The 26,744-nt window shown below is 68.9% G+C and carries 32 protein-coding genes and 2 pseudogenes; 24 read left to right on the top strand and 10 right to left on the bottom strand.

Annotated elements, in window-relative coordinates:
* Window positions 1-21 precede the first annotated feature (21 nt).
* The 3 genes and pseudogenes from ABS642_RS15240 (at window position 22) to ABS642_RS15230 (ending at window position 2,822) form a co-directional block, all read left to right on the top strand.
* Complete coding sequence (locus tag ABS642_RS15240) at window positions 22-549, top strand: N-acetyltransferase family protein (protein ID WP_350350758.1); 528 nt, start codon at window positions 22-24, stop codon at window positions 547-549.
* 5 nt (window positions 550-554) lie between these two features.
* The gene (pnuC, locus tag ABS642_RS15235; RefSeq protein WP_350350757.1) at window positions 555-1,262 is read left to right on the top strand and encodes a nicotinamide riboside transporter PnuC; all 708 of its coding nucleotides are present in this window, start codon (window positions 555-557) and stop codon (window positions 1,260-1,262) included.
* Window positions 1,263-1,440: 178 nt separating this feature from the next.
* Window positions 1,441-2,822, top strand: a pseudogene (locus ABS642_RS15230) (LLM class flavin-dependent oxidoreductase).
* 11 nt (window positions 2,823-2,833) lie between these two features.
* Here ABS642_RS15230 and ABS642_RS15225 read toward each other — a convergent pair.
* From ABS642_RS15225 to ABS642_RS15210, 4 genes are read right to left on the bottom strand one after another with little or no spacing between them, the layout of a single operon-like run.
* Complete coding sequence (locus tag ABS642_RS15225; protein WP_282215418.1) at window positions 2,834-3,010, bottom strand: hypothetical protein; 177 nt, start codon at window positions 3,008-3,010, stop codon at window positions 2,834-2,836.
* A 35-nt stretch (window positions 3,011-3,045) separates the two neighbouring features.
* On the bottom strand, window positions 3,046-4,218 hold the full coding sequence (locus ABS642_RS15220) for a DUF1343 domain-containing protein (protein ID WP_350350756.1): 1,173 nt from the start codon (window positions 4,216-4,218) through the stop codon (window positions 3,046-3,048).
* A gap of 5 nt (window positions 4,219-4,223) precedes the next feature.
* Window positions 4,224-4,400 carry a hypothetical protein gene (locus ABS642_RS15215; protein WP_350350755.1) on the bottom strand — a complete coding sequence of 59 codons (177 nt, stop codon included), beginning with the start codon at window positions 4,398-4,400 and terminating at the stop codon, window positions 4,224-4,226.
* Window positions 4,391-5,089, bottom strand: a complete 699-nt coding sequence (locus ABS642_RS15210; RefSeq protein ID WP_350350754.1) for a MurR/RpiR family transcriptional regulator — start codon at window positions 5,087-5,089, stop codon at window positions 4,391-4,393. The genes ABS642_RS15215 and ABS642_RS15210 overlap by 10 nt, the downstream gene beginning before the upstream one ends.
* A 150-nt stretch (window positions 5,090-5,239) precedes the next feature.
* Here ABS642_RS15210 and ABS642_RS15205 point away from each other — a divergent pair, with 150 nt between their 5' ends.
* From ABS642_RS15205 to ABS642_RS15185, 5 genes are all read left to right on the top strand, one after another.
* Complete coding sequence (locus tag ABS642_RS15205; RefSeq protein WP_350350753.1) at window positions 5,240-6,532, top strand: extracellular solute-binding protein; 1,293 nt, start codon at window positions 5,240-5,242, stop codon at window positions 6,530-6,532.
* Between the two features lie 58 nt (window positions 6,533-6,590).
* Entirely contained in the window at window positions 6,591-7,547 is a 957-nt protein-coding gene (locus tag ABS642_RS15200) for a sugar ABC transporter permease (RefSeq protein WP_350350752.1), read from the top strand.
* Window positions 7,547-8,467 carry a carbohydrate ABC transporter permease gene (locus ABS642_RS15195; RefSeq protein ID WP_350350751.1) on the top strand — a complete coding sequence of 307 codons (921 nt, stop codon included), beginning with the start codon at window positions 7,547-7,549 and terminating at the stop codon, window positions 8,465-8,467. The genes ABS642_RS15200 and ABS642_RS15195 overlap by 1 nt, the downstream gene beginning before the upstream one ends.
* A gap of 7 nt (window positions 8,468-8,474) precedes the next feature.
* On the top strand, window positions 8,475-9,458 hold the full coding sequence (locus ABS642_RS15190; protein ID WP_350350750.1) for a serine hydrolase domain-containing protein: 984 nt from the start codon (window positions 8,475-8,477) through the stop codon (window positions 9,456-9,458).
* Between the two features lie 153 nt (window positions 9,459-9,611).
* Window positions 9,612-10,013, top strand: coding sequence for a carboxymuconolactone decarboxylase family protein (locus tag ABS642_RS15185; protein ID WP_350350749.1), 402 nt, complete (start codon window positions 9,612-9,614; stop codon window positions 10,011-10,013).
* Window positions 10,014-10,015: 2 nt separating this feature from the next.
* On the opposite strand, the gene ABS642_RS15180 is transcribed toward ABS642_RS15185, so the two are convergent.
* Window positions 10,016-10,747: a MerR family transcriptional regulator gene (locus ABS642_RS15180; RefSeq protein ID WP_350350748.1), complete on the bottom strand. Its 732-nt coding sequence runs from the start codon at window positions 10,745-10,747 to the stop codon at window positions 10,016-10,018.
* 61 nt (window positions 10,748-10,808) lie between these two features.
* Between ABS642_RS15180 and ABS642_RS15175 the strand changes: the two genes are divergently transcribed.
* Complete coding sequence (locus ABS642_RS15175) at window positions 10,809-11,249, top strand: DUF6194 family protein (RefSeq protein ID WP_350350747.1); 441 nt, start codon at window positions 10,809-10,811, stop codon at window positions 11,247-11,249.
* A 7-nt stretch (window positions 11,250-11,256) separates the two neighbouring features.
* On the top strand, window positions 11,257-11,805 hold the full coding sequence (locus ABS642_RS15170) for a putative immunity protein (RefSeq protein WP_350350746.1): 549 nt from the start codon (window positions 11,257-11,259) through the stop codon (window positions 11,803-11,805).
* Here ABS642_RS15170 and ABS642_RS15165 read toward each other — a convergent pair.
* Window positions 11,789-12,448, bottom strand: coding sequence for a hypothetical protein (locus ABS642_RS15165; protein ID WP_350350745.1), 660 nt, complete (start codon window positions 12,446-12,448; stop codon window positions 11,789-11,791). The two genes, ABS642_RS15170 and ABS642_RS15165, sit on opposite strands and share 17 nt — an antisense overlap.
* A 321-nt stretch (window positions 12,449-12,769) precedes the next feature.
* Between ABS642_RS15165 and mscL the strand changes: the two genes are divergently transcribed.
* The 7 genes from mscL (at window position 12,770) to ABS642_RS15130 (ending at window position 18,118) form a co-directional block, all read left to right on the top strand.
* On the top strand, window positions 12,770-13,174 hold the full coding sequence (gene mscL, locus ABS642_RS15160) for a large conductance mechanosensitive channel protein MscL (RefSeq protein WP_350350744.1): 405 nt from the start codon (window positions 12,770-12,772) through the stop codon (window positions 13,172-13,174).
* A gap of 213 nt (window positions 13,175-13,387) precedes the next feature.
* Window positions 13,388-14,065, top strand: a complete 678-nt coding sequence (locus ABS642_RS15155) for a response regulator transcription factor (RefSeq protein ID WP_350350743.1) — start codon at window positions 13,388-13,390, stop codon at window positions 14,063-14,065.
* The gene (locus tag ABS642_RS15150; protein ID WP_350350742.1) at window positions 14,058-15,374 is read left to right on the top strand and encodes a HAMP domain-containing sensor histidine kinase; all 1,317 of its coding nucleotides are present in this window, start codon (window positions 14,058-14,060) and stop codon (window positions 15,372-15,374) included. Before ABS642_RS15155 ends, ABS642_RS15150 begins: the two co-directional genes overlap by 8 nt.
* Before the next feature lie 66 nt (window positions 15,375-15,440).
* Window positions 15,441-16,235: a hypothetical protein gene (locus ABS642_RS15145; RefSeq protein WP_350350741.1), complete on the top strand. Its 795-nt coding sequence runs from the start codon at window positions 15,441-15,443 to the stop codon at window positions 16,233-16,235.
* A gap of 289 nt (window positions 16,236-16,524) precedes the next feature.
* Complete coding sequence (locus ABS642_RS15140; RefSeq protein ID WP_350350740.1) at window positions 16,525-16,950, top strand: MarR family transcriptional regulator; 426 nt, start codon at window positions 16,525-16,527, stop codon at window positions 16,948-16,950.
* Entirely contained in the window at window positions 16,947-17,927 is a 981-nt protein-coding gene (locus ABS642_RS15135) for a zinc-binding dehydrogenase (RefSeq protein ID WP_350350739.1), read from the top strand. Before ABS642_RS15140 ends, ABS642_RS15135 begins: the two co-directional genes overlap by 4 nt.
* A complete protein-coding gene (locus ABS642_RS15130; protein ID WP_350350738.1) occupies window positions 17,924-18,118 on the top strand; it encodes a hypothetical protein in 195 nt (64 codons plus the stop codon). The genes ABS642_RS15135 and ABS642_RS15130 overlap by 4 nt, the downstream gene beginning before the upstream one ends.
* 30 nt (window positions 18,119-18,148) lie before the next feature.
* Here ABS642_RS15130 and ABS642_RS15125 read toward each other — a convergent pair whose 3' ends face one another.
* Complete coding sequence (locus tag ABS642_RS15125) at window positions 18,149-18,985, bottom strand: CPBP family intramembrane glutamic endopeptidase (RefSeq protein ID WP_350350737.1); 837 nt, start codon at window positions 18,983-18,985, stop codon at window positions 18,149-18,151.
* A gap of 119 nt (window positions 18,986-19,104) precedes the next feature.
* Entirely contained in the window at window positions 19,105-19,800 is a 696-nt protein-coding gene (locus ABS642_RS15120; RefSeq protein ID WP_350350736.1) for a WYL domain-containing protein, read from the bottom strand.
* Window positions 19,801-19,849: 49 nt separating this feature from the next.
* On the opposite strand from ABS642_RS15120, the gene ABS642_RS15115 reads away from it, so the two are divergent.
* The 3 genes from ABS642_RS15115 to ABS642_RS15105 all read left to right on the top strand — a co-directional run bounded on the left by ABS642_RS15115 (window position 19,850) and on the right by ABS642_RS15105 (window position 22,178).
* Window positions 19,850-20,527: an alpha/beta hydrolase gene (locus ABS642_RS15115; RefSeq protein WP_350350735.1), complete on the top strand. Its 678-nt coding sequence runs from the start codon at window positions 19,850-19,852 to the stop codon at window positions 20,525-20,527.
* A gap of 29 nt (window positions 20,528-20,556) precedes the next feature.
* Window positions 20,557-20,784, top strand: coding sequence for an RNA-binding S4 domain-containing protein (locus tag ABS642_RS15110; protein WP_282215399.1), 228 nt, complete (start codon window positions 20,557-20,559; stop codon window positions 20,782-20,784).
* Window positions 20,785-20,849: 65 nt separating this feature from the next.
* Window positions 20,850-22,178 carry a DUF222 domain-containing protein gene (locus ABS642_RS15105; protein WP_350350734.1) on the top strand — a complete coding sequence of 443 codons (1,329 nt, stop codon included), beginning with the start codon at window positions 20,850-20,852 and terminating at the stop codon, window positions 22,176-22,178.
* A gap of 7 nt (window positions 22,179-22,185) precedes the next feature.
* Here the strand turns inward: ABS642_RS15105 and ABS642_RS15100 are convergent, their stop codons facing one another.
* Window positions 22,186-22,776: a small multidrug efflux protein gene (locus ABS642_RS15100; protein WP_350350733.1), complete on the bottom strand. Its 591-nt coding sequence runs from the start codon at window positions 22,774-22,776 to the stop codon at window positions 22,186-22,188.
* A gap of 128 nt (window positions 22,777-22,904) precedes the next feature.
* On the opposite strand from ABS642_RS15100, the gene ABS642_RS15095 reads away from it, so the two are divergent.
* The 4 genes from ABS642_RS15095 (at window position 22,905) to ABS642_RS15080 (ending at window position 25,807) form a co-directional block, all read left to right on the top strand.
* The gene (locus tag ABS642_RS15095; RefSeq protein WP_350350732.1) at window positions 22,905-23,672 is read left to right on the top strand and encodes a MerR family transcriptional regulator; all 768 of its coding nucleotides are present in this window, start codon (window positions 22,905-22,907) and stop codon (window positions 23,670-23,672) included.
* A complete protein-coding gene (locus ABS642_RS15090; protein WP_350350731.1) occupies window positions 23,662-24,351 on the top strand; it encodes a GPP34 family phosphoprotein in 690 nt (229 codons plus the stop codon). Before ABS642_RS15095 ends, ABS642_RS15090 begins: the two co-directional genes overlap by 11 nt.
* Before the next feature lie 89 nt (window positions 24,352-24,440).
* Window positions 24,441-24,785 carry an L-rhamnose mutarotase gene (locus ABS642_RS15085; RefSeq protein ID WP_350350730.1) on the top strand — a complete coding sequence of 115 codons (345 nt, stop codon included), beginning with the start codon at window positions 24,441-24,443 and terminating at the stop codon, window positions 24,783-24,785.
* A 131-nt stretch (window positions 24,786-24,916) separates the two neighbouring features.
* Window positions 24,917-25,807 (top strand): PhzF family phenazine biosynthesis protein, encoded by an 891-nt coding sequence (locus tag ABS642_RS15080; protein WP_350350729.1) that lies wholly within the window; start codon window positions 24,917-24,919, stop codon window positions 25,805-25,807.
* A gap of 99 nt (window positions 25,808-25,906) precedes the next feature.
* Here the strand turns inward: ABS642_RS15080 and ABS642_RS15075 are convergent.
* Window positions 25,907-26,722: pseudogene (locus tag ABS642_RS15075) on the bottom strand (DMT family transporter); the annotation flags it as partial.
* Between the last annotated feature and the right edge of the window lie 22 nt (window positions 26,723-26,744).

Raw genomic sequence — 26,744 nt, 5'->3', positions numbered from 1 at the left:
AGAAGAAGATGAGAGACCCCGATGACAGCCGTGCAGATCAGGGATGCCGATGACTCGGACCTCCCCGCGATCACAGAGATCCACAACCACGCCGTCGTGCACACCACCGCGATCTGGAACGAGGACGCGGTCGACGTCGCCGATCGCGCCGCCTGGCTCGCCGACCGGACGGCTCGCGGATATCCGGTCATCGTCGCCGTCGACGACAGCGGCCTGGTCGGATACGCGTCCTATGCGCAGTGGCGACCGCACAGCGGCTACAAGCACACCGTCGAGCATTCGGTCTATGTCCGCGGCGATCAGCGCGGTCGCGGCATCGGCAAGACGCTGATGGCCGAGCTCATCGAGCGGGCGCGCGCCGCCGGCCTCCACGTCATGATCGGCGGGATCGAGAGCGGGAACGTCGCCTCGATCGTGCTCCACGAGAGGCTCGGCTTCGCCGAGGTCGGACGGATGCCGCAGGTCGGGGCCAAGTTCGGGCGCTGGCTCGACCTCAGCATGCTCCAGCTCATGCTGGACTACAGGCCCGCGCCCGACGCGGCATCCTGACGCCGATGGACCTGCTGCGCTGGCTCGCCGAGGCCTTCAACTCGCAATGGGTGCTGCCCGGTGGGCAGACGCTGCTCATCCGGGAGGTCGTGGGCAACGCCTTCGGCCTCGCGAGCGCGATCGGCGGCATGCGGCGGAAGATCTGGGCCTGGCCGGTCGGGATCATCGGCAACGTGCTGCTGCTCACGGTGTTCCTCGGTTCGATCCTCAGCCCGGACCACTCGCTTCCGCATCTGCTCGGCCAGGCGGGCCGACAGGTCATGTTCATCGCCGTCGCGATCTACGGGTGGCTGCGCTGGCGGAACGCCGAGGGCGGGCGGGTGAGCCCGCGGTGGGCGCCGACGAGTGCGCGCATCGGGCTGGTGCTCGGAATGGTCATCGGCACGGTGGCGCTGACCCCGCTGTTCCGCGCGCTCGGGTCGTGGGAGCCGGTGTGGGCCGACGCCTGGACCTTCGTCGGCTCGCTGCTGGCGACGTACGGCATGGCCAAAGGCTGGACGGAGTTCTGGCTCATCTGGATCGCGGTCGACGTCGTGGGCGTGCCGCTGCTGTTCAGCTCGGGCTATTACGCGACCGGCCTCATGTACGTCTTCTACGGCGCCTTCACCGCCGTCGGGTTCGTGATCTGGTGGCGAGCGCAGGTGAGGGCCGCGCATCCGATCGAGATCATCCCGCCCGACCCCAGTCCACGACGCGCGGACGAGTCGGCCTGACCCGGTCGCGCACGCCGTCCCTCGGGTACAGCTGTCGGACGCCACGCCAGATGTCGGACCGATTCGGCGAATACGCCCGACAAGTGGCCCATCACCCGACATCTGTACCCGCGCCGAATGTTTCTGCGGATGTCGGGCACCCTGGCCACACGGCGACCTGTCCCGTTTCATGGTCTCCATGACTCGTCAGATCCGCTTCAACGCCTTCGACATGAACTGCGTCGCCCACCAGTCGTCCGGTCTGTGGCGGCATCCGGACGATCGTTCGCGGCAGTACAACACCATCAGCTACTGGACGGATCTCGCGAAGCTGCTCGAGAGCGCGACGTTCGACGGCATCTTCATCGCCGACGTGCTCGGCACCTACGACGTCTACGGCGGCACGAACGAGGCCGCGATCCGCAACGGCGCGCAGGTTCCCGTCAACGACCCGATCCTGCTGGTGAGCGCGATGGCCGCGGTCACCGAGCACCTCGGCTTCGGCATCACAGCCGGCACCGCGTTCGAGCACCCCTACCCGTTCGCCCGTCGTCTGAGCACGCTCGACCACCTCACGCAGGGCCGCATCGGCTGGAACGTCGTGACCGGTTACCTGCCCAGTGCCGCGCGCAACATGGGCCAGGAGGACCAGCTCGCCCACGACGACCGCTACGACCACGCCGACGAGTACGTCGAGGTGCTCTACAAGCTCTGGGAGGGATCCTGGGAGGACGACGCCGTCATCGAGGACCGCGAGCGCGGCATCTTCACGGACCACACGAAGGTGCATCCGATCAGGCATGAGGGCAAGCACTTCAGCGTTCCCGGCATCCATATCTCCGAGCCGTCGCCGCAGCGCACCCCGGTCATCTACCAGGCCGGCGCGAGCCCCGCGGCGTCCGCTTCGCGGCCGAGAACGCAGAGGCGATCTTCGTCGCCGCCCCCTCGAAGGAGGTGCTCGCCGGAACCGTCAAGCGCATCCGCGACGCCCTCGAGGCCGCCGGTCGCGACCGGTACGACGCGCGCATCTACACGCTGCTCACCGTCATCACGGCGGCGACGAGCGAGGAGGCGACCGCCAAGCACGCCGAGTACCTCACCTACGCGAGCCCGGAGGGCGCCCTGACCTTCATGTCGGGCTGGATGGGCGTCGACCTGTCGCAGTACGAAGAGGACGAGCCGGTCGGCGACGTCGAGTCGAACGCCATCCAGTCGGTGCTGCAGCACCTGAAGGAAGAGGCGGATCTCGGCCGCGAGTGGACCGTGGGCGACTTCGGTCGGCACAACGCGATCGGCGGCCTCGGCCCCACGGTGGTCGGCTCGGGCGAGGAGATCGCCGACGAGCTGCAGTCCTGGGTCGATGAGACCGACATCGACGGCTTCAACCTCGCCTATGCGGTCACTCCGGGCACCTGGCAGGACATCATCGAGCACGTCATCCCGGTGCTGCGCGCCCGCGGCGCCTACCCCGAGGAGTACACGCCGGGCACGCTCCGGCACAAGCTGCAGGGCAAGGGCGACCGCGTGCAGGACACGCATCGCGCGGCGAAGTACCGCATCGGGGCGAAGGCGAGCGTCTAGGCTCGACCGCCTCAGTCGTCGGCGCGGCTGAAGACGCTCCGGATCACGACGAAGACCAGGACGGCGACCACCGCGACGATCGCCAGCTTGGCGATGAACCACAGCACGGAGAACAGCGCGCTCACGATCCACCAGGCGATCACGACGGCCAGGATCACGCCGAGGATGGTCCAGATGTTCTTGGTCATGGGTACAGCCTACGGAGTCCCGCGACCCCAGCGCCTCACGCGTAGAGCACGTCCTCGGCCACGGCATCCGCCCATCTGGGAACCGCGAAGCGCTCCGGGTCGTTCCACTCCCCCGCGACGAGCTGCGCGAACGCCCCTTTCACCCCGAAGAGCTTCTCGAGCGGCGTCCAGTCCGACTCCCCGGGCATCGGCATGAGCGAACGCTCCTCCAGCGCGCCGGGGTGGATCTCCTCGATCAGCGACAGCAACCGCGCTCCGGTGTGCACAGGTCGGAGCGCGTCGGCATCCGTGACGTGCAGGATCACGCCCTCGCAGGCCTCGCCGGCATGGTCGCGCACCAGGGGTGTGAAGCCGTAGGGCACTGCGGCGATGCCGGGCAGCCGCGCAGCCGTGATGGCCGCGGCGTAGAGCTCCCCGTCGAGGAACGGCGCGGCGATCACCCGGAAGGGCACGGCGGTACTGCGGCCCTCCGACACGTTCACGCCCTCGGCCAGGCACGTACCCGGGTACAGCAGCGTGGTCGTCGGGCTCGGGAGGTTCGGCGATGGCGGCATCCAGGTGCGTTCCCCGCCCCCGATCGGCGCCTCCCTCGACCAGCCGTCGACCTCGATCACGTCGAGATCGACGTCGATCCCGCGCGTGCGCACCCAGTGCCGCGCCAGCTCGCCGATCGTCAGTCCGTGGCGGATCGGCATGGTCCAGCGTCCGACGAGCGACTGCGCCCCTTCGTCGAGCATCGGGCCTTCGGCCTGGTCGATCCGCCCGCCGATGGGGTTGGGGCGGTCGAGCACGACGACCGCGACGCCGGCATCCGCACACGCCTCCAGCACGTGGCTCATCGTCCAGATGTACGTGTAGAAGCGGGCTCCGACGTCGGGCAGATCGATCAGCACGACGTCGAGGTCGGCGAGGTCTTCGGCCGCCGGACGCACGTCCTCGCCGTAGAGACTGCGCACCTCGACACCCGTCACCGGGTCGGTGAGATCGCCGACCAGCTCGCCCTCGCGGGCCCGTCCGCTCAGTCCGTGCTCGGGTCCGAACAGGCGCGTGAACCGCCATCCGGTGCCGGCGAGCGACTGCCGCCCCCGTACGAGGTCGGAAGTCAGCGCCAGGTCGTTCGTGAGCATGCCGATCCGCCCGCCGGTGAGACGGGCGAGCAGATCGGGTCGGATGTCGCGGCGGATCAGACGGTCGATGCCGAGAAGCATGGGGATCAGTCGATTCTGTGGTCGGTGACGGCGTTGTAGGTGCGCTGGAGGTTGTCGGCGATGGTGTCGTAATCGGCCTGCGCGATGCGGGTGAACAGGAAGTCGAGCACCGCCAGCTGGGCGATGCGGCTCGCCATGGCGCCGGAGCGGAAGGTCGACTCGGCGACGGCCGTCACGAGCACGAGCGAGCACACCGCGCGAGCGGCGAGCGCGGGTTGTTCGTGATCGCGATGGTCTTCGCCCCGGCGCGCTGGGCGACCTCGGCCGACTGCACGATCTCGAGCGTGCGACCGGAGTGCGAGATCGCGATCGCGACATCGCGTTCGTCGAGCAGGGCGGCGCCCGTGAGCGCGAGATGCAGGTCGGTGCGCGCCTGGGCGACGAGTCCCGCGCGATGCAGCTTCTGCTCGAGATCCTGCGCCGCCAGACCGCTGGATGCCGCGCCGTAGATGTCGATGCGACGGGCGCCGCGCACCGCGGTGACGCAGCGTTCGAGCTCGTCGATGTCGATCTGCCGGGCGGTGCGCTCGATGGCGGAAGCCTCGGCGAAGGCGATCTTGCGCACCGTGGTGATCGCGTCGTCGTGCCGGCTGACGTCGCTCTCCGACACCTGGAACCGCTCACGATCGGATGCCGTGCGATCCAGCTCGGTGGCCAGCGCGCGCCGGAGCTCGGGGTAGCCCGAGAAGCCGAGGCTCTGTGTGAAGCGCGCGATGCTCGCGACGGAGGTGTCGCACGCGACCGCGAGCTGGGTGATCGAGTTGTCGACCACGCTCTGCGGATCGGCGAGGACGTGCTTGGCGATCCGGCGCTCGGTCGGAGTGAGCGCAGAGAGTCGCTGATGGATGGCGGTCATCGCACTGGTGGACACGAGACCAGAGTGCCAGACCCGACCTCGGAGTGGAAGTAATTTTCAGAAGGGGCTTGAAATCTTGTAACTAATTGCCCAAAGTAGGCCGAGAGGCTTTCACAGCAGAGATGCCCGGTCCGTCCGACGGCTCTCATTACCGAGAGGAACCCCATGCGACAGCGCACCACCCGACTTGCCCTCACCGCAGGTCTCCTCGTCACGGGGCTCGCCGTGGCGGGCTGCGCCCCCGCGGCATCCAGTGGCGAGGCCGGAGGCGACGGCGAAGACGTCACCCTCAAGGTCTGGTCCTGGCAGGCCGCCTCGTCCGCGAAATGGGAGGCCGTCTTCGACAAGTACGAGGAATCGCACCCGGGCGTGACGGTCGAGTTCGAGGGCTTCCAGCCCACCGAGTACAACCAGATCCTCGCCACCGGGCTCGAGGGCAGCGACGGACCGGACATCGCGATGCTCCGCGCCTACGGTGGCGTCCAGCCCGCGATCCAATCCGAGCAGCTGGTGCCGATCGACGACATCGTCGATGGGCTCGACCAGTTCGACCCGACCGTGCTGCGGGCCGCTCAGGGCAAGGATGACGGCGCCACCTACGGCGTCCCCTTCGCGTATCAGACCATGCAGATGTTCTACAACAAGACCATGTTCGAAGAGATGGGTCTCAAGGAGCCGAAGGACTGGGACGAGTTCATCGACCTGCAGGAAGAGCTCCTCGCAGAGGGTGTCACCCCGATGGCGCTCGGCGCCCGCGAGGACTGGGTGCTGCCGATGTTCCACGACATCGTGGGATCGGCGAACTACGGCGGCGCCGACTTCGAGGAGAAGGTGCTGAGCGGCGAAGCCGACTTCACCGACCCGGCCTACGTCTCGTCGCTCGAGATCGTGAAAGATATGCAGAAGTACCTCGACAAGAATGTCAACGCGATCGCCGTGGCCGACGCGGTGCTGCAGTTCACCTCGGGCCAGGCCGCGCAGTGGCCCGGCGGCTCGTTCGACCTGCCGACGTTCCAGGACTCCGCTCCCGACACCGAGTGGGGCGTGTACGAGGTGCCGCCGGCTCCCGGCAGCGCGCTTGACCACGCCGTGACGCCCGGATATGCCGACGGCAGCTTCGGCATCAACGCCTCGAGCGACCAGCAGGATGCGGCCGCCGAGCTGCTGAACTGGATGACCACGAAGGAGTTCGGCCAGCTCGTCGCCGACGAAGTCGACCAGTTCTCCGCCCTGCCCGGCGTGAAGTACTCCGACCCGCTCATGCAGGAGATGAACGAGCACTACACCGCCAACCCGGCGCCGTACCTGCTGCTCGTCGACTTCCGCTACGGCGACCCGACCGGGACCGCGGTTCTCGGCCCGGACATCCAGGCGATGTTCCTCGGCGACAAGACGCCGGAACAGCTGGGCAGCGACCTGCAGTCCGGGGTCGCGACCTGGTTCACGCCCGCATCCTGATCCGTCCGTGGTGGGGGCGCCGGACTCGGCGCTCCCACCACGCAGCGAAGGACACCTCATGGCTCTGACCCTTCCCGTCCGCCGGGAGAAGACGCGACGCACGCGCACCGGAATCGCGCTCACGACACCGACCGCGCTGATGTTCGTGCTCCCCGCCGCGGCGCTGTTCGCGGTGCTGATCCTCTATCCGATGCTCGCGGCGCTCAGCTATTCGTTCTTCGACTGGCAGGGGACCAAGCAGGGCGGATTCGCCGGCGTCGGCAACTACATCACGCTCCTCACCAAGGAGCCGTACGCGTCCGAGCTCTGGAACGCGTTCGGGCACAACCTGCTGCTGTTCGTCGGTGCGCTGGTGTTCCAGAACTCTCTGGGCCTGGGTATCGCGACCCTGCTGCACCGTCGCAAGCGCACCAAGCGCTTCTTCCAGACGATCTTCGCGCTGCCCTACCTCGTGAGCCCGATGGTGATCGGCTACCTGTGGTCGCTCATGCTGTCGCCCCTGTTCGGACCGGTCAACGCGATCCTCCGCGGCGTCGGGCTCGAGAGCCTCGCGCTCCCCTGGCTCGGCGACCCCCAGCTCGCGATCTGGGTCATCGTGCTGGTGAGCGCCTGGCAGTGGATCGGATTCCCGATCCTGCTGTACGGCGCAGCCCTCGGCGGCATCCCGGAGGAGATCGAAGAAGCGGCCGCCCTCGACGGCGCGACAGCGGGCAAGCGATTCCGCTACATCACGCTGCCGATGCTCACCCCGACGATCGGCATCATCACAGTGCTCACGTTCATCGGGAGCATGGAGGCGATGGCGATCCCGTTCGCGCTCGCCGGCTCCAACGGCGCGCCCGCCGGGTCGACCGACGTGATGATGCTGCTCTTCTACCGCACGGCGTTCGAGTCCGGGAACCCGAACTCCATCGGAGTCTCCTCCGCCCTCGCCACCGTCCTCTTCATCTTCATCATGGTGATCTCGGTGGTCATCACCTCCACGATGCGCCGAGCCGAACGGAAGCTGTTCTGATGAGCACCGCCACCGAATCACGCGCCGAGGCGACCACCGAGGCGATCGTGTCGGGTCGACGTCCGTCGGCGCCGCGCCGCAGCACGACGCGCACCTCGGACACCCCGTTCATCGGCCGCCTGTTCGCGAACATCTTCCTGTGGGGCTACGCGCTCGTCGCCATCGGCCCGCTGCTGCTGATGGTCAACAACTCGCTGCGCACCCAGCAGCAGATCGCGACCGAGCCGCTGGGGCTGCCCACTCCCCCGACGTTCACGAGCTTCCAGAGCGCGTGGATCACGGCGTCGTTCGACACGTACTTCCTCAACTCGATCACCGTCACCGTGGGCTCGGTCATCGTCACGACCGTCGTGTCGGTGCTCGCGGCCTACGCGTTCGCGCGGGCCAGGGCGAAGTTCTTCCGCGGCATCGAGGCGGTCTTCCTGTCTGGGCTCATGCTGCCGGTGCACCTCGCGATCCTGCCGCTGTTCTACCTGCTCGACTCGCTCAAGATGACGAGCAACGTGTTCAGCCTGATCCTCGTTTACGGCGCCCTCGGCATCCCCTTCACGACGTTCGTCCTGACGGTGTTCTTCCGCGCACTGCCGATCGAGCTCGAGGAGGCGGCGCGCATCGACGGGGCGGGTCCCTTCCGGACTTTCCTGCAGATCCTGCTCCCGCTGGTGCGGCCGGCCCTCGCGACCGTGATCGTGTTCCGGTTCGTGCCGGTGTGGAACGACTTCTTCTACCCGCTGATCCTGCTGCGCGACCGCGACTCGTACACGCTGCCGGTCGGGCTCACCCGGTTCTTCGGCGAGTACTCGACGGATTGGCCGCAGCTGTTCGCGGGACTCACGATCGCGACGATCCCGCTGGTCGTGCTGTTCCTGCTCGCGACGAAGCAGATCATCAACGGACTCACCTCTGGCATGAGCAAGTGAGCCGAGCGTGGTGAACGGCGCGCCGGGTTCGGCCTGGGCCTCGCTGCGCAGCAATCCCGGATCGGAGGGCGACGAGCTGACGCTGCTCGGCACGGCAGCCGACGACGATCCGACGCCGCTGCGCCCGGAGCACCTGTTCGACCTCGCCTCGCTCACGAAGATCTTCACGACAGTGGCCGCGCTGCGGCAGGTCGAAGCCGGGATGCTGGGACTCGACGCGCCGGTGTCGGGCGTGCTCGCCGTGGGACGGGGCGAGGGGTCCGACCGCATCACACTGCGTCACCTCCTCACCCACACGTCGGGGCTACCGGCCGAAGGCGGAGGCTGGCGGACAGGGCTCACGGGTGACCAGCTCCGGGCGACGGTCATCGCCAGCGGGCTACGCGCGGAACCAGGCGCCGTCCACCTCTACTCGGATGTCGGCTTCATCTCGGTGGGGGAACTGCTGGAGCGGGTCTCTGCTCGTCCGCTCGCCGAACTCGTCGCTGAAGCGGCAGTGCTCATGGGCGCCGATTCCCTCACCCTGAATCCACCGGTCGCGCTCGCAGTGGCGACCGAGATGCAGCCGCACCGCGGGCTGGTGCGGGGCGAGGTGCACGACGAGCTGGCTCACGCCCTCGGACGCCCCGCCGGCCACGCGGGTCTCTTCGGGACCGTGCACGACGTGGCGGCGCTCGCGCGCCTGATATGCGACGAGGGCTTCGGGCCCGGCGGGCGCGTGCTGTCCGCCGACAGCGTCCGGCTGATGACGACGCCCGTCGCGACGGCGGAGACCGGATACGGCCAAGCCGTCGGCCTGCGGGTGCGCGACGACGCCTGGATGGGAGCGACGGATGCCGTGGGGCACACCGGCTTCACCGGTACGGCGTTCGCGGTCCACCGCGTCTCGGGGGCGTTCGGCGTGCTACTCACGAATCGCGTGCATCCGTCGCGGGTGGACGTGGACGTGAACCCCGCGCGGCGGGCATTCTTCGGGGAACTGGGGCACTGAGCCGTCGACCTGATCACACGATCCGCCGCCGACACCTCACATCTCCGTACGCTGCGTCGTCGGATCTCTTGGGGCGCAGACGCGCCCGAACAGAAGGAGAGACCACGTGTCCCATGTGAACACGGCAAGATCTACTCGGCTCCGTACCAGGCGATGCTGGAGTTCGCCGCGAAGGCCGCAGAGGCAGGAGCGGATGCCGGGCTGTCGCCGCTGCTCGTCGAACTCGTCAAGGTCCGCGCCTCGCAGCTCAACGGATGCGCGTTCTGCCTGAGGATGCACGCCGCCGACGCGGTCAAACAGGGCGAGACCGCCGACCGGCTCGCGGTTCTGGCGGGCTGGTGGGAGTCGCAGTACTTCACCCCGGAGGAGCAGGCCGCCCTGCAGATCGCCGAGCGCGTGACGCTCATCGGAGACCACGGTCGACTCCACGATCGCGGGATCGACGTCGACGGCATCCTCACCGAGAAGCAGATCGCCGCCGTGACCTGGCTGACCGTCGTGATCAACAGCTGGAACCGCATCGCGATCACCAGCCACTATCCCGTGGCGCCCTGAGCTCAGGGTTCGTCCCCCGGTAGGGCATCGCGCAGAAGGTCGTGCAGCGCACCGGCGGCCCCGAGGAGCGCGACGCTCCGGCGGGTCAGGTCAGCGAGCCGGTCCGTGAGGATGCGCTGCGCGTCGGCGGTCAGCGCGTGCCCGCGCAGCTGCTCGAGGATGCGGGCGATCGGCGGGATGCCGTAGCCGCCCGCGCGGAGCGCCGCGACGACCCTCGCCTCGGTGATGGCTCTCGCCCCATAGGAGCGCGTGTCGGATGACGCGGTGCGGAGCGGGTGGACGAGGCCCTCCCGCTCCCAATGGCGCAGGGCCGAGCTGCGCACGTCGAGCGCTTGGGCGAGCTCGCCGATCGTCATCGCATCCTCGTCGCCGAAGACCTCGGCGGATTCGGCGACGGCGACGTCCAGACCGCGGAGCGCCTCGCGGACACGGGACCGTTCACCGGCCAGCGACGCATGGAGGTCGTCGATCCGCTCCGCCGCGCGCTCCACCGTGCCCTCGATCAGCACGGGCATCAGCTGCCGCGCCGGCACCGGGCCGATCGCGGAAGCGAGCGCGCGGTACGCCCGGAGCGCCACGAGGTGCCGCTCCTGATAGCGGCGGTACCCGTTGGCGCCGCGGTCCGCTGCCGGGATGACGCCGAGGCGCTCGAGATCGCGGACCTGCTGCGTCGAATAGCCGATCCGGCTCCCGATCTGCGCGGTCGTGAGGGATGAAGCTTGAGGGTTGGGCATGATCTCCCCCTGTCTTCCGGCGCGGAAGTCCACATAAGCACGTCAACCTCATCATTGAAGCATGAAGATGCAGCAGATCATCGAGAACGTCCGCGGTTTCGACGGCGTCCTGGTCGTCGCACCCGAAGCCGGCAGTGCATTCCCCGAGCTCTCGTGGGGCGACGCCTACTTCTACCACGCGCCCGACGGACGGATGCCGGAACGCACCCAGCCCTACGGGACGATCATCACGAAGGACTACCCCGACGACACGTCGTCCGACCTCGACGCCCCTGGGCGCTTCCGCGTGAACATCCACGTCGGGAGGGAACGCGCATCAGGGCTCGTCTCGACGGAGGCCGAGCCCGCGGAAGCCGACGTCTTCCACCGGCATCCGCTCTACGGCGACGCCGGCTGGGTCTGCGTGATCGACCCGGCGGAGAAGACGACGGATGCCGTGCTCGCTCTGCTCCGCGAGGCTCACGAGGCGGCGCGGTCGCGTGCCGCGCGTCGGAAGAGGTGAGGGCGACATGGCCGGGACTGTGTCTCCCCAATCGCTGAGCGACGCCGAGCGACGGATCGTCGCGTTCTGGGCGGCCGACTGCGCGGAGCGGGTGCTGCCGCTCTTCGAGGCGGAGGCGCCGGAGGACGACCGCGCCAGGGATGCCATCGCCCGTGCGCGAGCCTTCGCCCGCGGCGAGCTCGACGCGGCGGGTGAGATCCGCCGCCGCTTCGTCGCCGGTCGAGCTGCGGCCGCTGCGCGCACGCCGGCAGGGGCGGCCTCAGCGCGGGCTGCCGCCCAAGCAGCCGGCGTCGCGCATATGGGCGCCCACGCGCTCGGAGCCGCGGCCTACGCGGCCAAGGCTGTGGAACTCGCGCACCCGGACGATCCCGACGCCCGCGACACCGAGGTGCGGTGGCAGCTGGCTCACCTCTCCCCCGAGGCCGCCGCGGCGCTCCGGCTCCTGCCGCTCCTGGGCGAGGATCACGCCGGACCGCTCGGCCCGGGCCTCCTCGCGTCCGGCGTGCTCGGCGCCGTCATCCGCGAGATCCAGAGTCGCCTCAGGCCTTCTCCATGAACTCGTGCACCAGGCCGCGCGCCGCGATTCCGAACAGCGGCCAGGTCTCACCGTCGACCTCGGTCATGAGGTGGGGCAGTCCCTCGAGCGTCCGCACGGCGAAGCCGTCTCCCAGCGCGGCCATCGCCTCGGAGAACTGGCGGACCGTGTAGGGCTCTCGCATCCGATACCCGTACTCGCTCATCAGATAGGCGTAGTAGTCGGCGAACTTCTCGATGGAGTCCCGGTGCCTTTCGCGACTGGCCTCCGTCAGCTCGGGCCACGAATCGGCCGTGGTGCGCAGCGCGAGCGTCACCAGGAACAACCGCGACGCGAAGGTCTCGAGTCCGAAGTGCCCGAGCGCTCCCTGTCGGAGCACCTCGTCGAGCGGCGCCTTCTCATCGATCAACGACTGCAGGCGGGAGCGGGCCTGGTCGGTGGGATGCTCCGCACGGTGCCGCACGACCGCGACGGCGACGTCCTTCTGGTACTCGGTCTGATCCGCCCACAGCCGGTACGCGGCACCCGTCGTCAATCCTGCGTGGCGCAGCACTTCCTGCAGACGGATGTGCTGAACCCCGGCGGACACTCCCCTCGTGACCAGCATCTTCATTCCGATGCGGACGAGGAGTGCTCGTGTTTCGTCAGCAGCACGACGAGGCACGACGCTCACCTTCCTCTCGAAGACGCCGGATCAGCGAAGCGATCCCCGAGCGTAGGCGGCCGTTGTTCACAGAGGGCAGGACTCCGTGAACAGGAATCAGCGCACGCGGTGACCCAGAACGGGGGTGTTTACGATCCGCCCGCTGCTGTGAACGACGCATTGCTAGCTTCATCGCTGTCGGCGGCTCGTCTGCCTGGCCGACCGTCGCTGCTCACTGGGGTGAGGGCAGCGCGAACGGGGAACCGAGCGATGAGATCGCCTGCTCCCTGGCGCCCGGGCCCCGAGCATCAGCCCGATATCGGAGAGAAAGCGGTACGAACAGTGATCAACGGATTCAAGGAATTCATCCTCAGAGGCAATGTCATCGACCTTGCCGTCGCGGTCGTCATCGGTGCCGCTTTCACCAGCATCGTGAATGTGCTGGTCGACGCGCTCATCAACCCGCTGATCGGGTTGTTCTTCCAGGCCGGCAGCCTGGATGAGGCGCTGCTGGTGACGGTGCCGAACCTCGTCGGCGGAGAGTCGACGTTCTCGTTCGGCCTCATCATCGGCGCGGTGATCAACTTCCTCGCCGTCGCCGCGGTCGTGTACTTCGCCTTCGTGCTCCCGATGAACAAGCTGAAGGAGCGCACGCAGCCCGTCGACGCCGGCGACGAGGCCGGCCCGAGCGAGCAGGAGCTCCTCGTCCAGATCCGCGACCTGCTGCAGGCGAAGAACGGCATCTGACCGCCGTCGTCGCCGCACAGCGGCATCGAACTGCTCCTCGGCCGGGGTCTTCGGTCGAGGAGCATCTGCGGGAGATCTCCTGCCCCGTCGGGTCGGGGCAGGAGAGTCACAAGACTCCTGCGCGTGCAGGGGCGGGCTTCGGGGTTCCGCTCCTGCACACTTCCCACCCCTCGCTTCAGCCGCGATTCAGCGTCGGACCGCCACACTGGAGGAATGCGGATCCTGGTGGTCGATGACGAGGTGCGCCTGGCCGACGGCGTGCGCCGCGGCCTCGAGGCCGAGGGTTTCGCCGTCGACGTCGCGCACAACGGAGTCGACGGGCTCTGGCGGGCGCGCGAGACGCGGTACGACGCGATCGTGCTCGACCTGATGATGCCGGGGATGAGCGGCTGGAAGGTCTGCGAGGCGCTGCGCGCCGAGGAGAACTGGACGCCGGTGCTCATGCTGACCGCGAAGGACGGCGAGTGGGATCAGGTCGAGGCACTCGAGACGGGCGCCGACGACTACGTCACGAAGCCGTTCTCGTTCGCGATCCTCGTCGCCCGGATCCGGGCCCTCGTGCGTCGCGGCGCTGTCGCGCGTCCGGCGATCCTGGAGGCGGGCGATCTGCGACTCGACCCCGCCGCCCACCGCGTCTGGCGCGGCGAGATGCCGGTGACGCTCACCGCGCGCGAGTTCTCGGTGCTGGAGTATCTGATGCGCCACCGTGGAGAGGTCGTGTCCAAGCGGGTGCTGATCGACGGCGTCTGGGACGACGACTTCGACGGCGATCCGAACATCGTCGAGGTGTACGTCGGGCACCTGCGTCGCAAGCTCGACAAGCCGTTCGGTCGCGAGGCGATCGAGACGATCCGCGGTGCCGGCTACCGGTTGGCGGCCGACGGTGGCTAGTCGCTGGTGGCGCTCCGTGCGGGGCCGCACGACGCTCGGCGCGACTCTCATCGTCGCCGTGGCCCTCGCCATCGGCGCTGTCTCGTTCTACGCCGTGCTGAGCAGCAGCGTCAGCGGCAGCACCGCGCAGGCCGCGCAGCAGCGCCTCGAGCAGCTCGGCGATCGCGAGGGCGGGCCCGACGGTCGCGGCATCGACGCGCTCGAAGACGAATTCGTGCAGCTCCTCGGCGCGGACGGCGCCGTGCGCGCAGCCAGCGAGGACGCCCGCGAGACGCTCGGATCGACACCGCTCCCTGTCGCCGACGACGCGGTGACGATGACGATCGACGGCGAGCCGATGCTCATCGTGTCGGACGATATCGACGATGACCAGACGATCGTGCTCGCGGTGTCCGTCGAGGACGACGCGGAGACGCTGGCGACCGTCGCGACGCTGCTGGCCGTCGCGGTCCCCCTGGTCCTTCTACTCGTGGCCGGTACGACGTGGTTCGTGACCGGTCGCGCGCTCCGTCCCGTCACGCGCATCCGCCAGGAGGTCGACGGCATCACCGCCGAGCGGCTCCACCAGCGCGTCGCGGTACCCGGCTCCGCCGACGAGGTCGCCGCGCTCGCGACGACCATGAACGGCATGCTCGACCGACTGGACGCCGCGGCGACGGCGCAGCGACGCTTCGTGTCCGACGCCTCGCACGAGCTGCGCTCCCCTCTCGCCACGATCCGCCAGCATGCCGAACTGGCGCAGGCGCATCCGGCGGTGACGAGCATCGGCGAGCTGGCGGAGGTCGTCTCCGAGGAGGGCGTCCGGTTGCAGGGCATCGTGGAGTCGCTGCTGCTTCTCGCGCGCCTGGACGAGGGCGTCACCCCGCACGACGAACCGGTGGATCTCGACGATGTGGCGCTCGGCGAGGTGCGCCGGCTCCGCGCGGCGGGCCATGAGGTCGACGGCTCCGGCATCCGCGCCGCCCGCGTCTCGGGCGATCCGCGCCTGCTGGGTCAGCTCGTGCGCAACCTGGCCGACAACGCCGCACGCCACGCGCGCGGACGCATCGCCATCGGCGTGACGCCCTCCGACCAGCACGTGTTCGTCACGATCGAGGACGACGGCGACGGCGTGCCGATCGAGGAGCGCGAGCACATCTTCGAGCGCTTCGTCCGGCTCGACGAGGCGCGCAGTCGCGACGCGGGCGGCAGCGGCCTCGGCCTCGCGATCGCCCGGGGAATCGCGGCGGCGGAACGCGGAACCGTCGTCGTCGACGAGTCGCGCTGGGGCGGCGCGCGTTTCGTCGTCACCCTTCCACTGAGCTCCTGACGGTTCCTGAAGACGGCTTCAGGACGCTTCAGGAAGGCTTCAGTGCCGGCGCGGGACCATCGACACATGGACGACAAGAACCTCACTCCCGACCAGACTCCCGACCGCAGCGCCGACCAGCCCACCGTGCCCGTCACGCCGGCAGCGGATGCCGCACCGCACGCCCAGGCAGCGGATCAGCACCCGGCGGCAGCGCCCGTCGCATCCGCTCCCGTCGAGGCCAAGCCGCGGCGCAGGCGCGCGCTCCTGATCGGCGGCGGGATCGCCGCGGCCGTCGTGCTGATCGGCGGCGGTGTCGCCGTCGGTGCCGCGATGGGTGACGAGCTCGGCGATGACGACGACCGGTCCTCGGTGTCGGACGGCGCCCGCCACGACGTCGACGACGCGGATGACGACGGCAGCGACGGCGGAACGTCATCCGCCGGCCAGAGCTCCGCGACTGCGATCGGCACGGACTCCGCAGACGAACTCATCGAGATCGCGGATGCCGCGCGCGCTGCCGCCGAGGGCGAGGTCACCTCGATCGACGCGAAGCGCGACGGCAGCTGGGAGGTGCAGCTGACCACCGCGTCCGGCGACGAGACCGAGGTGCGCGTCGATGAGAAGAGCGCGGCCACGGTCGTCTCCACCGAGATCGCGGACGGCGACGACACCGGCCCCACGCTCGCACTGGATGACGAGGCGATCCGATCGCTCGTCTCCGCGGCTCTCGCCGAGGCCGACGGGATGATCACCGACCTCGATGTCGACGGCGACGACGTGAGCCCCTACGACGCCTCGGTCCTCACCTCCGACAAGCGCTCGATCGACATCGACTTCACCGCGGAGTTCGCGGTCGTCGGAACCGACATCGACGACTGATCCCCGATCGCACTTCGCCTGGGTGTTCACACCTGCATCCGGATACGTGGACGCGCGTCTGGTCGACTGGGAGAGCACTCGCCTCGGGAGGGGTCCCGGGGCGGAGGCGAATCGCCGTCTCCCTGACTGGACGGCCGGTGGGCGGGGTCCTCCACGCCCCGCCCACCGCATCCGAGACCGTGGCGGCGACGGGCAGCTTGGCCTGCCCTCGGGGCAGCCCGCACCGGACAGATTCCAAGGAAGTCAATTCCTGGGAATATAAACGCTGCACAGGCGCGTTGCACCCGACATGGACTTCTTCGACGCACTCGTTCGCTACGAGACCGACCTGTGGAACCACCTCGACGCCAGGGTGCGGCACACCGGAGCACCCGGACTCGCGACCCTCTCGGCTCTGCGCGTCGTCGAACGATTCGCGCCCGCCAGTCGCGTGCAGGAACTCCGGGATGAACTGAGGATCACCGTGGGCGCGGCGAGCAAGCTCGTCGATCGTCTGGAACGTGAGGGGCTGGCGGCGCGGCGGCCGCATCCCACGGATCGCCGTTCCTCCCTGATCGCTCTGACCGCGAGCGGCGAGACTGCGCTGGCTCTCGGTGCGCAGGCGATGAAGGATGCTCTCGACGACCACCTTGCAGGGCACGATCTCGCCGAGGTCACCTCGCTCCTCTCTCGACTCGATCGATCCCTGACCGTCGAGCAGGCGGTGATCCGATGAACGATTCGATGCGTGCCGTGGTGGTGGAGGCCCCCGGGGGTCCCGAGGTGCTTGCCGTGCGCACAGTGCCGAGGCCGCGAGCCTCGAACGATCAGGTCCTCATCCGCGTGAAGGCCTTCGGCCTCAACCGCTCGGAGCTGCACTTCCGAAAAGGCCTGGCCTACAGCGGCAGTTTTCCGCGGATCCCCGGCATCGAGGCGACCGGCGTCGTGGAGGAGGCTCCGGGAGGGCAGTTCCTGCCGGGCCAGCAGGTGATGACGATGATGGGCGGCATGGGTCGCGAGTTCGACGGCGGATACGCCGAGTTCGTGCGGGTGCCCGCAGCGCAGGTCATCCCGTTCCGGAGCGAGCTGCCGTGGGAGGTCGTGGGCGCGGTGCCCGAGATGCTCCAGACCGCGTACGGCTCTCTGGCGATCGGCGTGCGAGCGGGCGACGGCGACAGTCTCCTGATCAGGGGTGGCACGTCATCGGTCGGCCTGGCGCTGGCGGTCCTGGCGAAGCAGCGCGGGATGCAGGTCCTCTCGACGACCCGCAGCGAGAGCCGCCGCCCGCTGCTGGAGAGCGTCGGCGTCGATCACGTGCTCGTCGACGACGGAGAGATCTCTGAACGAGTCCGTGACATCGTCCCGGACGGCGTCGACGGAGCCGTGGAGCTCGTCGGGGTGAACGTGATGCGGGACACGTTGCGCAGCGTCCGCTCGGGCGGCGTTGTCTGCTTCACCGGGATGCTGTCGGACCAGTGGACCATCCCCGACTTCTACCCGATGGACTGGCTGCCGAACGGCGTGCGCCTCACCTCGTACTCCGGCGAAGCCGCCGACCTGCCTCCGCGAGTGCTGCAGGACTTCCTGGACGCGGTCGCCGCGGGCGAGGCGCGGATCCCCATCGGCAGGACGTACGCCATGGACGACATCGCACAGGCGCACCACGATCTGGAAGCGAACGTCGTGGGCGGCAAGGGCGTGGTGCTGCCGTGAGCACGCCCATCGACTGGGCCCAGGCGCAGTATCTGCGACGCCGTGCAGCGCTGCCGCTCGCCGTGCCGGATCGCGAGCACGACGCGGCCGATCAGACCGAGGGAGAGCCCGTGCTGGCGGGCGTCGGGCAGCAGGTCCTTGTCGCCGAGCACTCGGCATCGGCGGTAGACCCAGATCTCGCCCGACCCTGATCGCGGCCGGCGTCCGGTGGCGAGGGTCGGTCAGCTCGCCGAAGCCGCGACCTCTGCCCGTCGGCGGCGGCGCTCGCTGACCAGGAACACGATCAGCAGGATGAAGCCCGTGACGATCACGATGTAGGTGCTCAGCGTGGGGAGGAGGATGAGCGGGTTGCCCGTCGTGTGGAACTCGCCGAAGAGGAAGATCGACGGGTCCGTGCTCGCGTGCACGAGCATCGGCGCGATCAGCGTGCGCGTCACCCGCAGGATCAGGTACATGCAGATGCCGAACGCGAAGGTGTAGACGATCTGCACGAGCGTGGTCCCCAGCCCCTGCTCCGACGTGAAGAGGTTCGTGAAGTGCAGAGCCGCGAAGATGCCCGCCGAGGCAAGGGCGACGGCGATCTCGCCATGCCCGCCCTTGCGCATGAGGTTCACGACGAATCCACGCGTGACAAGCTCCTCGACCAGGCCGATGAGCAGCCCCGCGAACAGCCACGTGCCGACGAGCGGGATTCCCGCCTTGCCGTAGTCGATGCTGAGGAGCGCGGCGACGTTGATGACGAGCACGACGATCAGGCCGATCCACATCCAGCGGCGGCCGCCGAGCGCCTGCCTTGAGAACAGCTCTTTCAGCCAGCCGACGGATGCCGCGAAGCCGAGCAGCAGCAGGCTGGTGATGATGAGGGGCAGGGCGGTGCCGAAGAACACGGATGCCGCGCTGTCGGTCCCGCCGTGCCGGCCGTCTTCGACGTGCACGACCAGACCGATCAGGAATCCGATCAGCTCGTAGACGCCGAGGTAGACCGCGGCGAGCAGCAGCACCCGCCAGATGCCGCCCCGGTTCCAGAACCGCTTCCCCGCTGACGACTGCTCGGCCATGATGCCCCTGTTCCGAACGCGACCGGCTGTCGCGCGCTCTCGGGCGAGAGGCACCCCGGCGTTCCTGGTTCGATGATGGCAGATCAGTCGGCTTGGAGCAGGATCGCAGCGCCTCGGAGCTAGCGGTCGGTGAGCGACGACGCCGACGACGGCGGGGCCCCGATCGCATCCACGGGGATGACGGAAGCGCGCTCCTTCGTGAGTCTCGCGCCGATGATGCGATCCGTGCGGAACCAGCGGATGCCGTCGGTCAGCCGGCAGTGGCCGACGAAGTACCAGTGCCCCCGGGTGAGCGCGAGGATGATCGGGTCGACCCTCCGCGTCGTGGCGGCACCCTTGTGGTCGACGTAGTCGAGGGTGATGACCCGCATGTCGTTCAGCGCGTGCTCGAGGGAGCGCTCCACCTTCGCACTCGCCGGAGCGGCGGTCGCGTCGATCCAGATGCGGTCGGTGAGGGAGGATGCGCGGTCGCGGGCCCCGCTGTCCATCACGCTCAGGGCCTTGTTCAGTGCACCGCGCAGGTGCTCGGCGAACGGCTGGTCGCGATGAACCGCGGCGGCGGCGGCGAGGCCGGCAACCTCGGCCTCGGTGAAGTTCACCGGCGGCAGCGTGGCACCGGGGTCGACGACGTAGCCGCCGCCCGGCCCGGGTCTCGCCCAGGCCGGGAACCCGGAGTGCTGCAGCGTCGAGATGTCGCGCTTGATCGTGCGCGTGCTGACCTCGAAGGTGGCCGCCAGGCGCTCGGCCGTCCGTCCCGCCGGACCGGCACGCCGCAGCTCCTCACGGATGGCGTAGAGCCGGTCGGTGCGATTCACAGATAAATAGTGACATAGGAGTGACATTCGCGCCCGGAATGATCGAAGGATGATCAACTCCTCCGAAACCATCCTGTTCCTCAGCGGCGCCGGGCTCAGCCCGTGGATCTGGGACGACGTGCGGCGCGAACTCCCCTTCGCGTCGGTGGTCGCGCCGCGGCCGACCGCAGACGCGCCGTCGTTGCGCGACTACGCCGAAGCGGCGATCGCGGCCGTCGACGACGACACGTTCACCGTCGTCGCCCACTCGATCGGCGGCGTGGTCGCCAGCGAGATCCTGCGGCTCGCACCGGAGCGGGTGAACGGCGTGCTCGCCGTATCGGCCGTCGTTCCGCGCTCGGGCGAGTCCTTCGCCTCCGCCATGCCCTTCCCGAACAGGGTGATCCTGCCGTTGGCACTTCGGCTCGGCGGAACGCGTCCTCCGGAGTCGGCCATCCGTCGCGGGCTCGGCCACGGACTCGACGAGACGCTGGCCGACCGGATCGTCACCGACTTCACGACCGAACCTCGGGAGCTGTACCTCGACCGGACTCGCGGGCACTCCTGGACGGGGCGCGCGGGATACCTCATGACGACGCAGGACCGCGAGCTGCCGGAATCGATGCAGCAGCGCTTCGCCGGGCGCCTCGCCGGAGATTGGCGCGAGAGCATCCCCACCGGTCACCTGCCGATGCTGCAGGACTCCTCGGAGACCGCGGCATCCATCGCGCGGTTCATCGCAGCCTGAGGCTCTGCCCCGACGGCTAGCATTCAAGGATGACGAACAAGGGCCCGATCGACGACGTCTCCATCGGCGGCGAGATGATCCGTCTCGGACAGTTCCTGAAGTTCTCGGGTCTGCTCGACTCCGGCGGCGACGCCAAGGAGGTCGTGATCGACGGCTACGTGACGGTCAACGGCGAGGTCGATCGCCGCCGCGGTCGCCAGCTCCACGACGGCGATCTGGTGACGTTCGAGGGCCGCACGGTTCGCGTCCGCCCCTGACGCAGGTCTTCAGCCCGCGGGATTCGTATGCTGCCATATTAGTACATACGTTCTAATCTGGAGGCATGGCACAGCGGCGGACTGATCTCGACCTCGATCTCGAGGGACGCCGTCGTGTGCTGGATGCGTGGGTCGAGAAGAAGCGGCAGATCGCGGTGCTCGAGGCGGAAGCCCTGGGGCTCATGGTCGAGCAGATCGCCTTCCATGATGCGGATGTGTCGGGCAACGGGTTTCACCGGGATGCGATGTACCGATCGATGGTCGCGGAGTTCTCCGCCGCCTCGCGCATCCCGACCGGATCCGTGGAGTATGCGTTCACCGATGCGCTGGTGGTGAGCACAGCGTTGCCGGAGGTGCGGGCGGCGTTCGATGCCGGACGGATCGGTGCGGGGCATGTGCGGGAGATCGTGCGGGCGAGTGCGATCGTGTCGGAGGCGATCCGCAACAAGCGTGTGGATGCCGAGGTGATGGGGTTGTACGAGACCGCGGTGCTGGTGTTCGCGGAGCGGGAGACGGCGGCTCGGACCAGGGCGCACGCGGCACAGGTCGCCGCAGCGCTGGTCGGAGAGACGGTCACGGACCGGCACAAGCGAGCGGCGGGCGAGCGATGCGTGAAGGTCCGCTCGGTCGGTGACGGGCTCGCCCTGCTGACCGCCGTGCTGCCGGAGTGGGCTGCGAACGCGATCGCGGACCGGCTGGCGCAGATGGCCCGCCAGGTGATGACCACGCGCGATGACCGGGAACCCGTGATCGCCCATGGCGACACGTTCGCTCTCGACCCGGATGACGACATCGAGCACATCCCCGCCGACACACGCACGTGGGATCAGGTGCAGGCGGATCTGTTCGCCGACCTGCTCCTCACCGCCGACCCCAGCGCCGTGCATGGTGACGGGCTGGACAACATCCAGGGGCGCATCCAGGTGACGATCGCCGGGACCACGCTGGCCGGCGAGGATGACCGTCCGGCGGAGCTCGATGGGTACGGGCCGATACATCCCGATATCGCGCGGGATCTCGCTGGGCGGAGCACCGGGTGGTCGCGCTTGTTCCTCGATCCGGACGGGATGGTCACTCAGACCGACACGTACTCCCCGACGGAGGGGATGCGGCGGTTCCTGCGTGCCCGGGATCAGCATTGCCGGTTCCCCGGCTGCCGGATGCCCGTGCACCGGTGCGACATCGACCACAACCAGGACCACGCGCGAGGCGGCAAGACCCGGATCGACAACCTCGCCCACCTCTGCCGCCGCCACCACACCCTCAAACATCCCGATATCCCGGACACGCACCGGTGGACGGCGCGACAAGAACGCGATGGCACCATCACCTGGCACAGCCCCCTCGGCCGCGACTACACCGACCGACCCACCCACCGCGTCATGTTCATCTGATCGACCCTCACCAACCGAGCAGGGCGAGAACCCCGGTGGCTGCCGCCGCGACGGCTCCGGTCCACAGCACGATCGCGACGACCTGCCAGAGGATGACCCATTCCTTGCGGACGCCCGACGCGACGAAGAACGCGGCCGTCAGCATGGTGGGCAGGGCGATCGGCGCGAGGATGCTCGCGCCCGGCACGCCGAAACGCACCAGCCAGCCGCGCAGCTTCGCCCGCCCCTTCGACCGGCGGTCCGGTTGCGCGTCGGCATCCTTCTCAGCGACCGCGGTCGCGGCCGACGTCGCGAGGGCGCCCTGCGACGTGGCAACGGTCCCTGCTGCCGAACTCGACTTCGCCCGCGCAGTACGACGGGCGACGACGCCGCCGCGGATGCGCGAGCCGAGGAGCACCACCGCGATCACGCACAGGATGTTCCCGGCCGCGGCGGCGATGGCCGCGACGATCGGGTTGATGCCGGCGATGATGCCGAACGCGGCCGCGCCCTCCCCCTCGATGTACGGGATCGCTGCGACGAGCGCGACCATGAGCGGTTGGAGAAGCTCGGGAACCTGGTTGATGAAGTCCTGCAGCCACGGGTAGGGATTGTCCATGACATGCAGTCAAGACCGTGTTCTCACCACAGGGTCAAGCACGGGCCGATTCGCCACGCCGCCCTTGACCCTGTTCCGGGAACAGGGTCTTGAATGGACGCAGACCTGACGAGAGGAGTGGAGAGCAGATGGCATGGAGCACGCGCGAACTGGCTGATCTCGCCGGGACGACCGTCAACACGGTCCGGCACTATCACCGTTCAGGCCTGCTCGAGGAGCCGGAGCGGATGTCGAACGGGTACAAGCAGTACCGTGCACGGCACCTCGTGCGACTGCTGCAGATTCGTCGACTCCGCGACCTCGGCGTTCCGCTCGCGCAGATCGAGGCGGTCGGTGTCTCGAACGGTGCGAACGCTGCGCCGGCGCTGCTCGCGATCGACGCCGATCTCGCCGCGAGTATCGAGCGCCTGCAGCGGGCGCGTGCCGAGATCCGGGCCATCCTGGAGGGCGCGACCGCAACAGATGTTCCGGCCGGATTCGAGGGCGTCGCGGCGACCATGTCCGACGCGGATCGGTCGCTCATGCTCATCTACGAGCAGCTCTACGACGAGTCGGCGATGACCGACCTCCGGCAGATGGTCCAGGCCGACCCCGACGATGCGAGCGCCGAGTTCGACGCTCTCTCACCCGATGCCGACGACGCCGTCCGCCAGCGTCTCGCCGAGGCGCTGGCACCGCAGCTCGCCCAGCACCTGTCCGACTTCCCTTGGCTGCTGCAGCCCGCCGAGCACCTGTCGAAGAGTGAGCGCGTGACGCAGGAGACGTTCGTCGAGACGTACACCGAGCTCTACAACGAGGCACAGCTGAATGTGCTCGGCCGCGCGAGCGCGCTGGCCAGAGAGATCCTGGCTGCGCATGCCGCCACGAACGACGAAGGAGAACCCCATGACGGATGACCTGGCACGCATGTCGGAGGACCCCCTACTGGTCGAGGACACACTGCTTCTGCTCTTCCAGCCCGACTCCGGATCGATCGCCGGAGAGAACATCCTCTTCTACGTGCTCGGGGGTGCCGTTCTCGCCGACCTCGCTCTCGCCGGACGGACCGAGGCGCAGGAGCACCGCGGCTCGACGCGCGTCGAGGCGACCGGCGAAGGGCCCCTGCCGGATGCGCTGCTCGACCCGGCATGGGCGTACCTGTCGCCGAAGCCGCGGGACGTGCAGACGGCACTCGCCGCGATCGGCCCTGAACTGCGCGGTCCTGTTCTGGATCGCCTGGTCGCCCGGCGCGACCTGAATCGAACGAAGGGCAAGACGCTCGGCATCTTCCCATCGACGAAGCTCACCCTCGGAAGCGAGCGACGAGCGACCCTGATGGAGCGGGTACGTGCCGCACTGGTCGACGGCGAGACCCCCGATGCGCGCACTGGTGCGAGCATCGCGCTCCTCTCCGCTAGCGGCACGCTTCCGCAGTTCCACAAGGAGATTCCGTGGAGTGGCGACGTCTACGCGCGGGGCAAGGAGTTCGAGCGTGGTGACTGGGGCGCGTCCGCCGCCTCCTCCGCCGTGACCCGCACGATGAACGCGATCATCGTCAACGCGGTGATCGCCGCCACAGTACTGCCTCGGACATGAGTGCCATACGCGGAGCGGCGATCCGAGCGGCTACGATGAATCGATTCATTCCGCCCCGATCAGCACGAGCGACGCGCAAAGGACAGGACATGACCGAACGAATCGCCTTCCAGTTGCAGATCGCCCCGGCAATGGTCGATGAGTACGTCGCCCGCCACACGCCGGTCTGGCCCGAGATGCTCGCCGAGATCGCGGCATCCGGCCGACGCAACTACTCGCTCTTCCTCGGCGAAGGCGGTCGGCTCTTCGGCTACTACGAGACCGACGACGACGAGGCCGCCCGCACCTACCTCGCCGCCTCCCCCGTCGCGGCGAGGTGGGAGGCGGCGATGGCGGAGTTCTTCGTCGGGCTCGTGGGACGCGCCGACCAGGCCGCCACGCCGCTCGTCGAGGTGTTCAACCTGCACGACCAGCTGACGGCATCCGGCGCCTGACCGATCAGCCGCGCTCTTCCACGAGGCCGATGATGACGCCGGCGGGACCGCGCACGTCACGACGCATAGACGCGCGGTGCCGGGCTTTCTAGCATGGGAGCACTCACCCGACGATCCAGGAGGAACTGTCGATGGATGTGCCCTTCTTCTGGGTCGACGTGTTCGCCACCGCTCCCCTCGCGGGAAACCCGCTCGCGCTCGTCCCGGATGCCGATGCGCTGACGACCGAGACCATGCAGGCCATCGCTCGCGAGTTCAACCAGTCGGAGACGACCTTCCTCGTGCGTCCGACGCTGCCTGGCGCGGATCATCGCCTGCGGTCCTTCACCCCCGGCGGCTTCGAAGTGCTCGGTGCGGGGCACAACGCGATGGGCACGTGGCTGTGGCTGGCGGCATCCGGTCGACTCGATGAGGACGGCGGGCGGTACGTGCAGCAGATCGGCGAGGAACTGCTCCCGGTCACCACCACGAGCGATGGCGCGGGCCGAGCGGTCGTCACGATGCAGCAGTCGGAGCCGCGGTTCCTGACGGCGGTCGCCGGCGAGCGGCGGGGCGCCCTCGCCGCGGTCCTCGGGCTCGATGCGACCGACCTCAGTGACGATCGCGCGGCGCAGGTCGTCTCCACGGGTGCCGAGCATCTGCTCGTTACCGCGCGGAACCCGGATGCCGTCGACACGGCCCAGCCCGACACCGCGGGCTTGCGCGAGTTCCTGGCCGACGTCGGCGCCGAAGGCTGCTACCTCTACACGACCGCCGTCGAGCCAGGTTCAGGGATCGACGCGTACGCGCGGTTCTTCAATCCGACGGTCGGGATCGTCGAGGATCCCGCGACCGGCACGGCCGCGGGTCCGCTCGCCGCACTCCTCGTGCGCGACGGACTCGCACGCGAGGGCGCCCCGATCACGGTGGAGCAGGGAACGGCGCTCGGCCGCCCGAGCCGCATCGGGCTGCAGGTCGACGGTGCCGTGGTGACGATCTCCGGAACGGGGATCATCGTGGGCGAGGGCGTTCTCCACCTCTGACCGGGGCCTTCGCGCTCGGCCTGCGCGGGCCTCCGAAGCGAGCACCATCCCGACGCCCAGGCCGCAGAGCAGGAAACCGAGCAGCGTCACGACGGTCAGCACCTCTCCGAGCAGGATGGCTCCGGCCACCGCCGTGAACGGGGCGATGAGAAAGAGCAGGGCGTTGAGCGCCGTGATGCCGACGCGGCGCAGCAGCCACCAGTAGAGCCCGTACGCCGCGAGCGTCGGGAACGCCGCGGCGAGCGCGGTCGCCACCCAGAAGGATGCCGAGGCGGGCGGCAGGAGGGTGCCCGTCGCGGCGGCGAGCACCACGAGCGCGAGCGCCGACACCGCGGCGTGGATCGCCAGGGTCGGAAACACGGCGGTCCTCGGGTCGCGTCGACGCTGGATGATCGTGCCGGCGATCAGGCACGCCATCGCGACGGCGAGAAGGAGGTACACGAGCGGATGCGCGTCGGACTGGCCGAGCTGCGACTGCACGACGAACACGACGCCGACCGCCCCGAGGATCAGGCCGATCCACTGGACCCCGCGCACGCGCAGGCCGAGGAGAGGGCCGACGAGCAGGGCGATCACGAGCGGCTGCACGGCGTCGATCAGGGCGACCGTTCCCGTCGCGATGCCGGCGGCGAGAGCGGCATAGGTCGCCGTGCAGTAACCGAACTGCGCGAACAGGCCGACGGCGCCCTGCCAGCGGAGGTCGGACGCCGTGATGCCGCGGAATGCCCCGGTGGCGAAGGCGACGATCAGCAGGACGCCCGCCAGCGGCACGAACCGCCAGACGAGCAGCGTCACCGGCGCGGCATCGACGGTCGCGATCGCCGCGATGAGAAACCCGGAGCTCCAGGTGACCACGAACGCCGTGGCCGCTGCGACCGTGAGGAAGGCAGAGACTATACCGATCTGTATACTCATTCCTCGACTATACAGGTTGGTA

Source organism: Microbacterium sp. A8/3-1 (assembly GCF_040267695.1).
Classification (GTDB): Bacteria; Actinomycetota; Actinomycetes; order Actinomycetales; family Microbacteriaceae; genus Microbacterium; species Microbacterium luteolum.
This window is presented reverse-complemented; position numbering and strand designations above follow the sequence as displayed.

Bases quoted from the DNA above. Each gene is read 5' to 3' on its own strand.
- ABS642_RS15240 (WP_350350758.1), top strand. From the start codon at position 22: ATGACAGCCGTGCAGATCAGGGATGCCGATGACTCGGACCTCCCCGCG.
- pnuC (WP_350350757.1), top strand. From the start codon at position 555: ATGGACCTGCTGCGCTGGCTCGCCGAGGCCTTCAACTCGCAATGGGTG.
- ABS642_RS15225 (WP_282215418.1), bottom strand. From the start codon at position 3,010: ATGACCAAGAACATCTGGACCATCCTCGGCGTGATCCTGGCCGTCGTG.
- ABS642_RS15220 (WP_350350756.1), bottom strand. From the start codon at position 4,218: ATGCTTCTCGGCATCGACCGTCTGATCCGCCGCGACATCCGACCCGAT.
- ABS642_RS15205 (WP_350350753.1), top strand. From the start codon at position 5,240: ATGCGACAGCGCACCACCCGACTTGCCCTCACCGCAGGTCTCCTCGTC.
- ABS642_RS15200 (WP_350350752.1), top strand. From the start codon at position 6,591: ATGGCTCTGACCCTTCCCGTCCGCCGGGAGAAGACGCGACGCACGCGC.
- ABS642_RS15195 (WP_350350751.1), top strand. From the start codon at position 7,547: ATGAGCACCGCCACCGAATCACGCGCCGAGGCGACCACCGAGGCGATC.
- ABS642_RS15185 (WP_350350749.1), top strand. From the start codon at position 9,612: ATGCTGGAGTTCGCCGCGAAGGCCGCAGAGGCAGGAGCGGATGCCGGG.
- ABS642_RS15180 (WP_350350748.1), bottom strand. From the start codon at position 10,747: ATGCCCAACCCTCAAGCTTCATCCCTCACGACCGCGCAGATCGGGAGC.
- ABS642_RS15175 (WP_350350747.1), top strand. From the start codon at position 10,809: ATGAAGATGCAGCAGATCATCGAGAACGTCCGCGGTTTCGACGGCGTC.
- ABS642_RS15170 (WP_350350746.1), top strand. From the start codon at position 11,257: ATGGCCGGGACTGTGTCTCCCCAATCGCTGAGCGACGCCGAGCGACGG.
- ABS642_RS15155 (WP_350350743.1), top strand. From the start codon at position 13,388: ATGCGGATCCTGGTGGTCGATGACGAGGTGCGCCTGGCCGACGGCGTG.
- ABS642_RS15145 (WP_350350741.1), top strand. From the start codon at position 15,441: ATGGACGACAAGAACCTCACTCCCGACCAGACTCCCGACCGCAGCGCC.
- ABS642_RS15140 (WP_350350740.1), top strand. From the start codon at position 16,525: ATGGACTTCTTCGACGCACTCGTTCGCTACGAGACCGACCTGTGGAAC.
- ABS642_RS15135 (WP_350350739.1), top strand. From the start codon at position 16,947: ATGAACGATTCGATGCGTGCCGTGGTGGTGGAGGCCCCCGGGGGTCCC.
- ABS642_RS15125 (WP_350350737.1), bottom strand. From the start codon at position 18,985: ATGGCCGAGCAGTCGTCAGCGGGGAAGCGGTTCTGGAACCGGGGCGGC.
- ABS642_RS15115 (WP_350350735.1), top strand. From the start codon at position 19,850: ATGATCAACTCCTCCGAAACCATCCTGTTCCTCAGCGGCGCCGGGCTC.
- ABS642_RS15110 (WP_282215399.1), top strand. From the start codon at position 20,557: ATGACGAACAAGGGCCCGATCGACGACGTCTCCATCGGCGGCGAGATG.
- ABS642_RS15105 (WP_350350734.1), top strand. From the start codon at position 20,850: ATGGCACAGCGGCGGACTGATCTCGACCTCGATCTCGAGGGACGCCGT.
- ABS642_RS15100 (WP_350350733.1), bottom strand. From the start codon at position 22,776: ATGGACAATCCCTACCCGTGGCTGCAGGACTTCATCAACCAGGTTCCC.
- ABS642_RS15095 (WP_350350732.1), top strand. From the start codon at position 22,905: ATGGCATGGAGCACGCGCGAACTGGCTGATCTCGCCGGGACGACCGTC.
- ABS642_RS15090 (WP_350350731.1), top strand. From the start codon at position 23,662: ATGACGGATGACCTGGCACGCATGTCGGAGGACCCCCTACTGGTCGAG.
- ABS642_RS15085 (WP_350350730.1), top strand. From the start codon at position 24,441: ATGACCGAACGAATCGCCTTCCAGTTGCAGATCGCCCCGGCAATGGTC.
- ABS642_RS15080 (WP_350350729.1), top strand. From the start codon at position 24,917: ATGGATGTGCCCTTCTTCTGGGTCGACGTGTTCGCCACCGCTCCCCTC.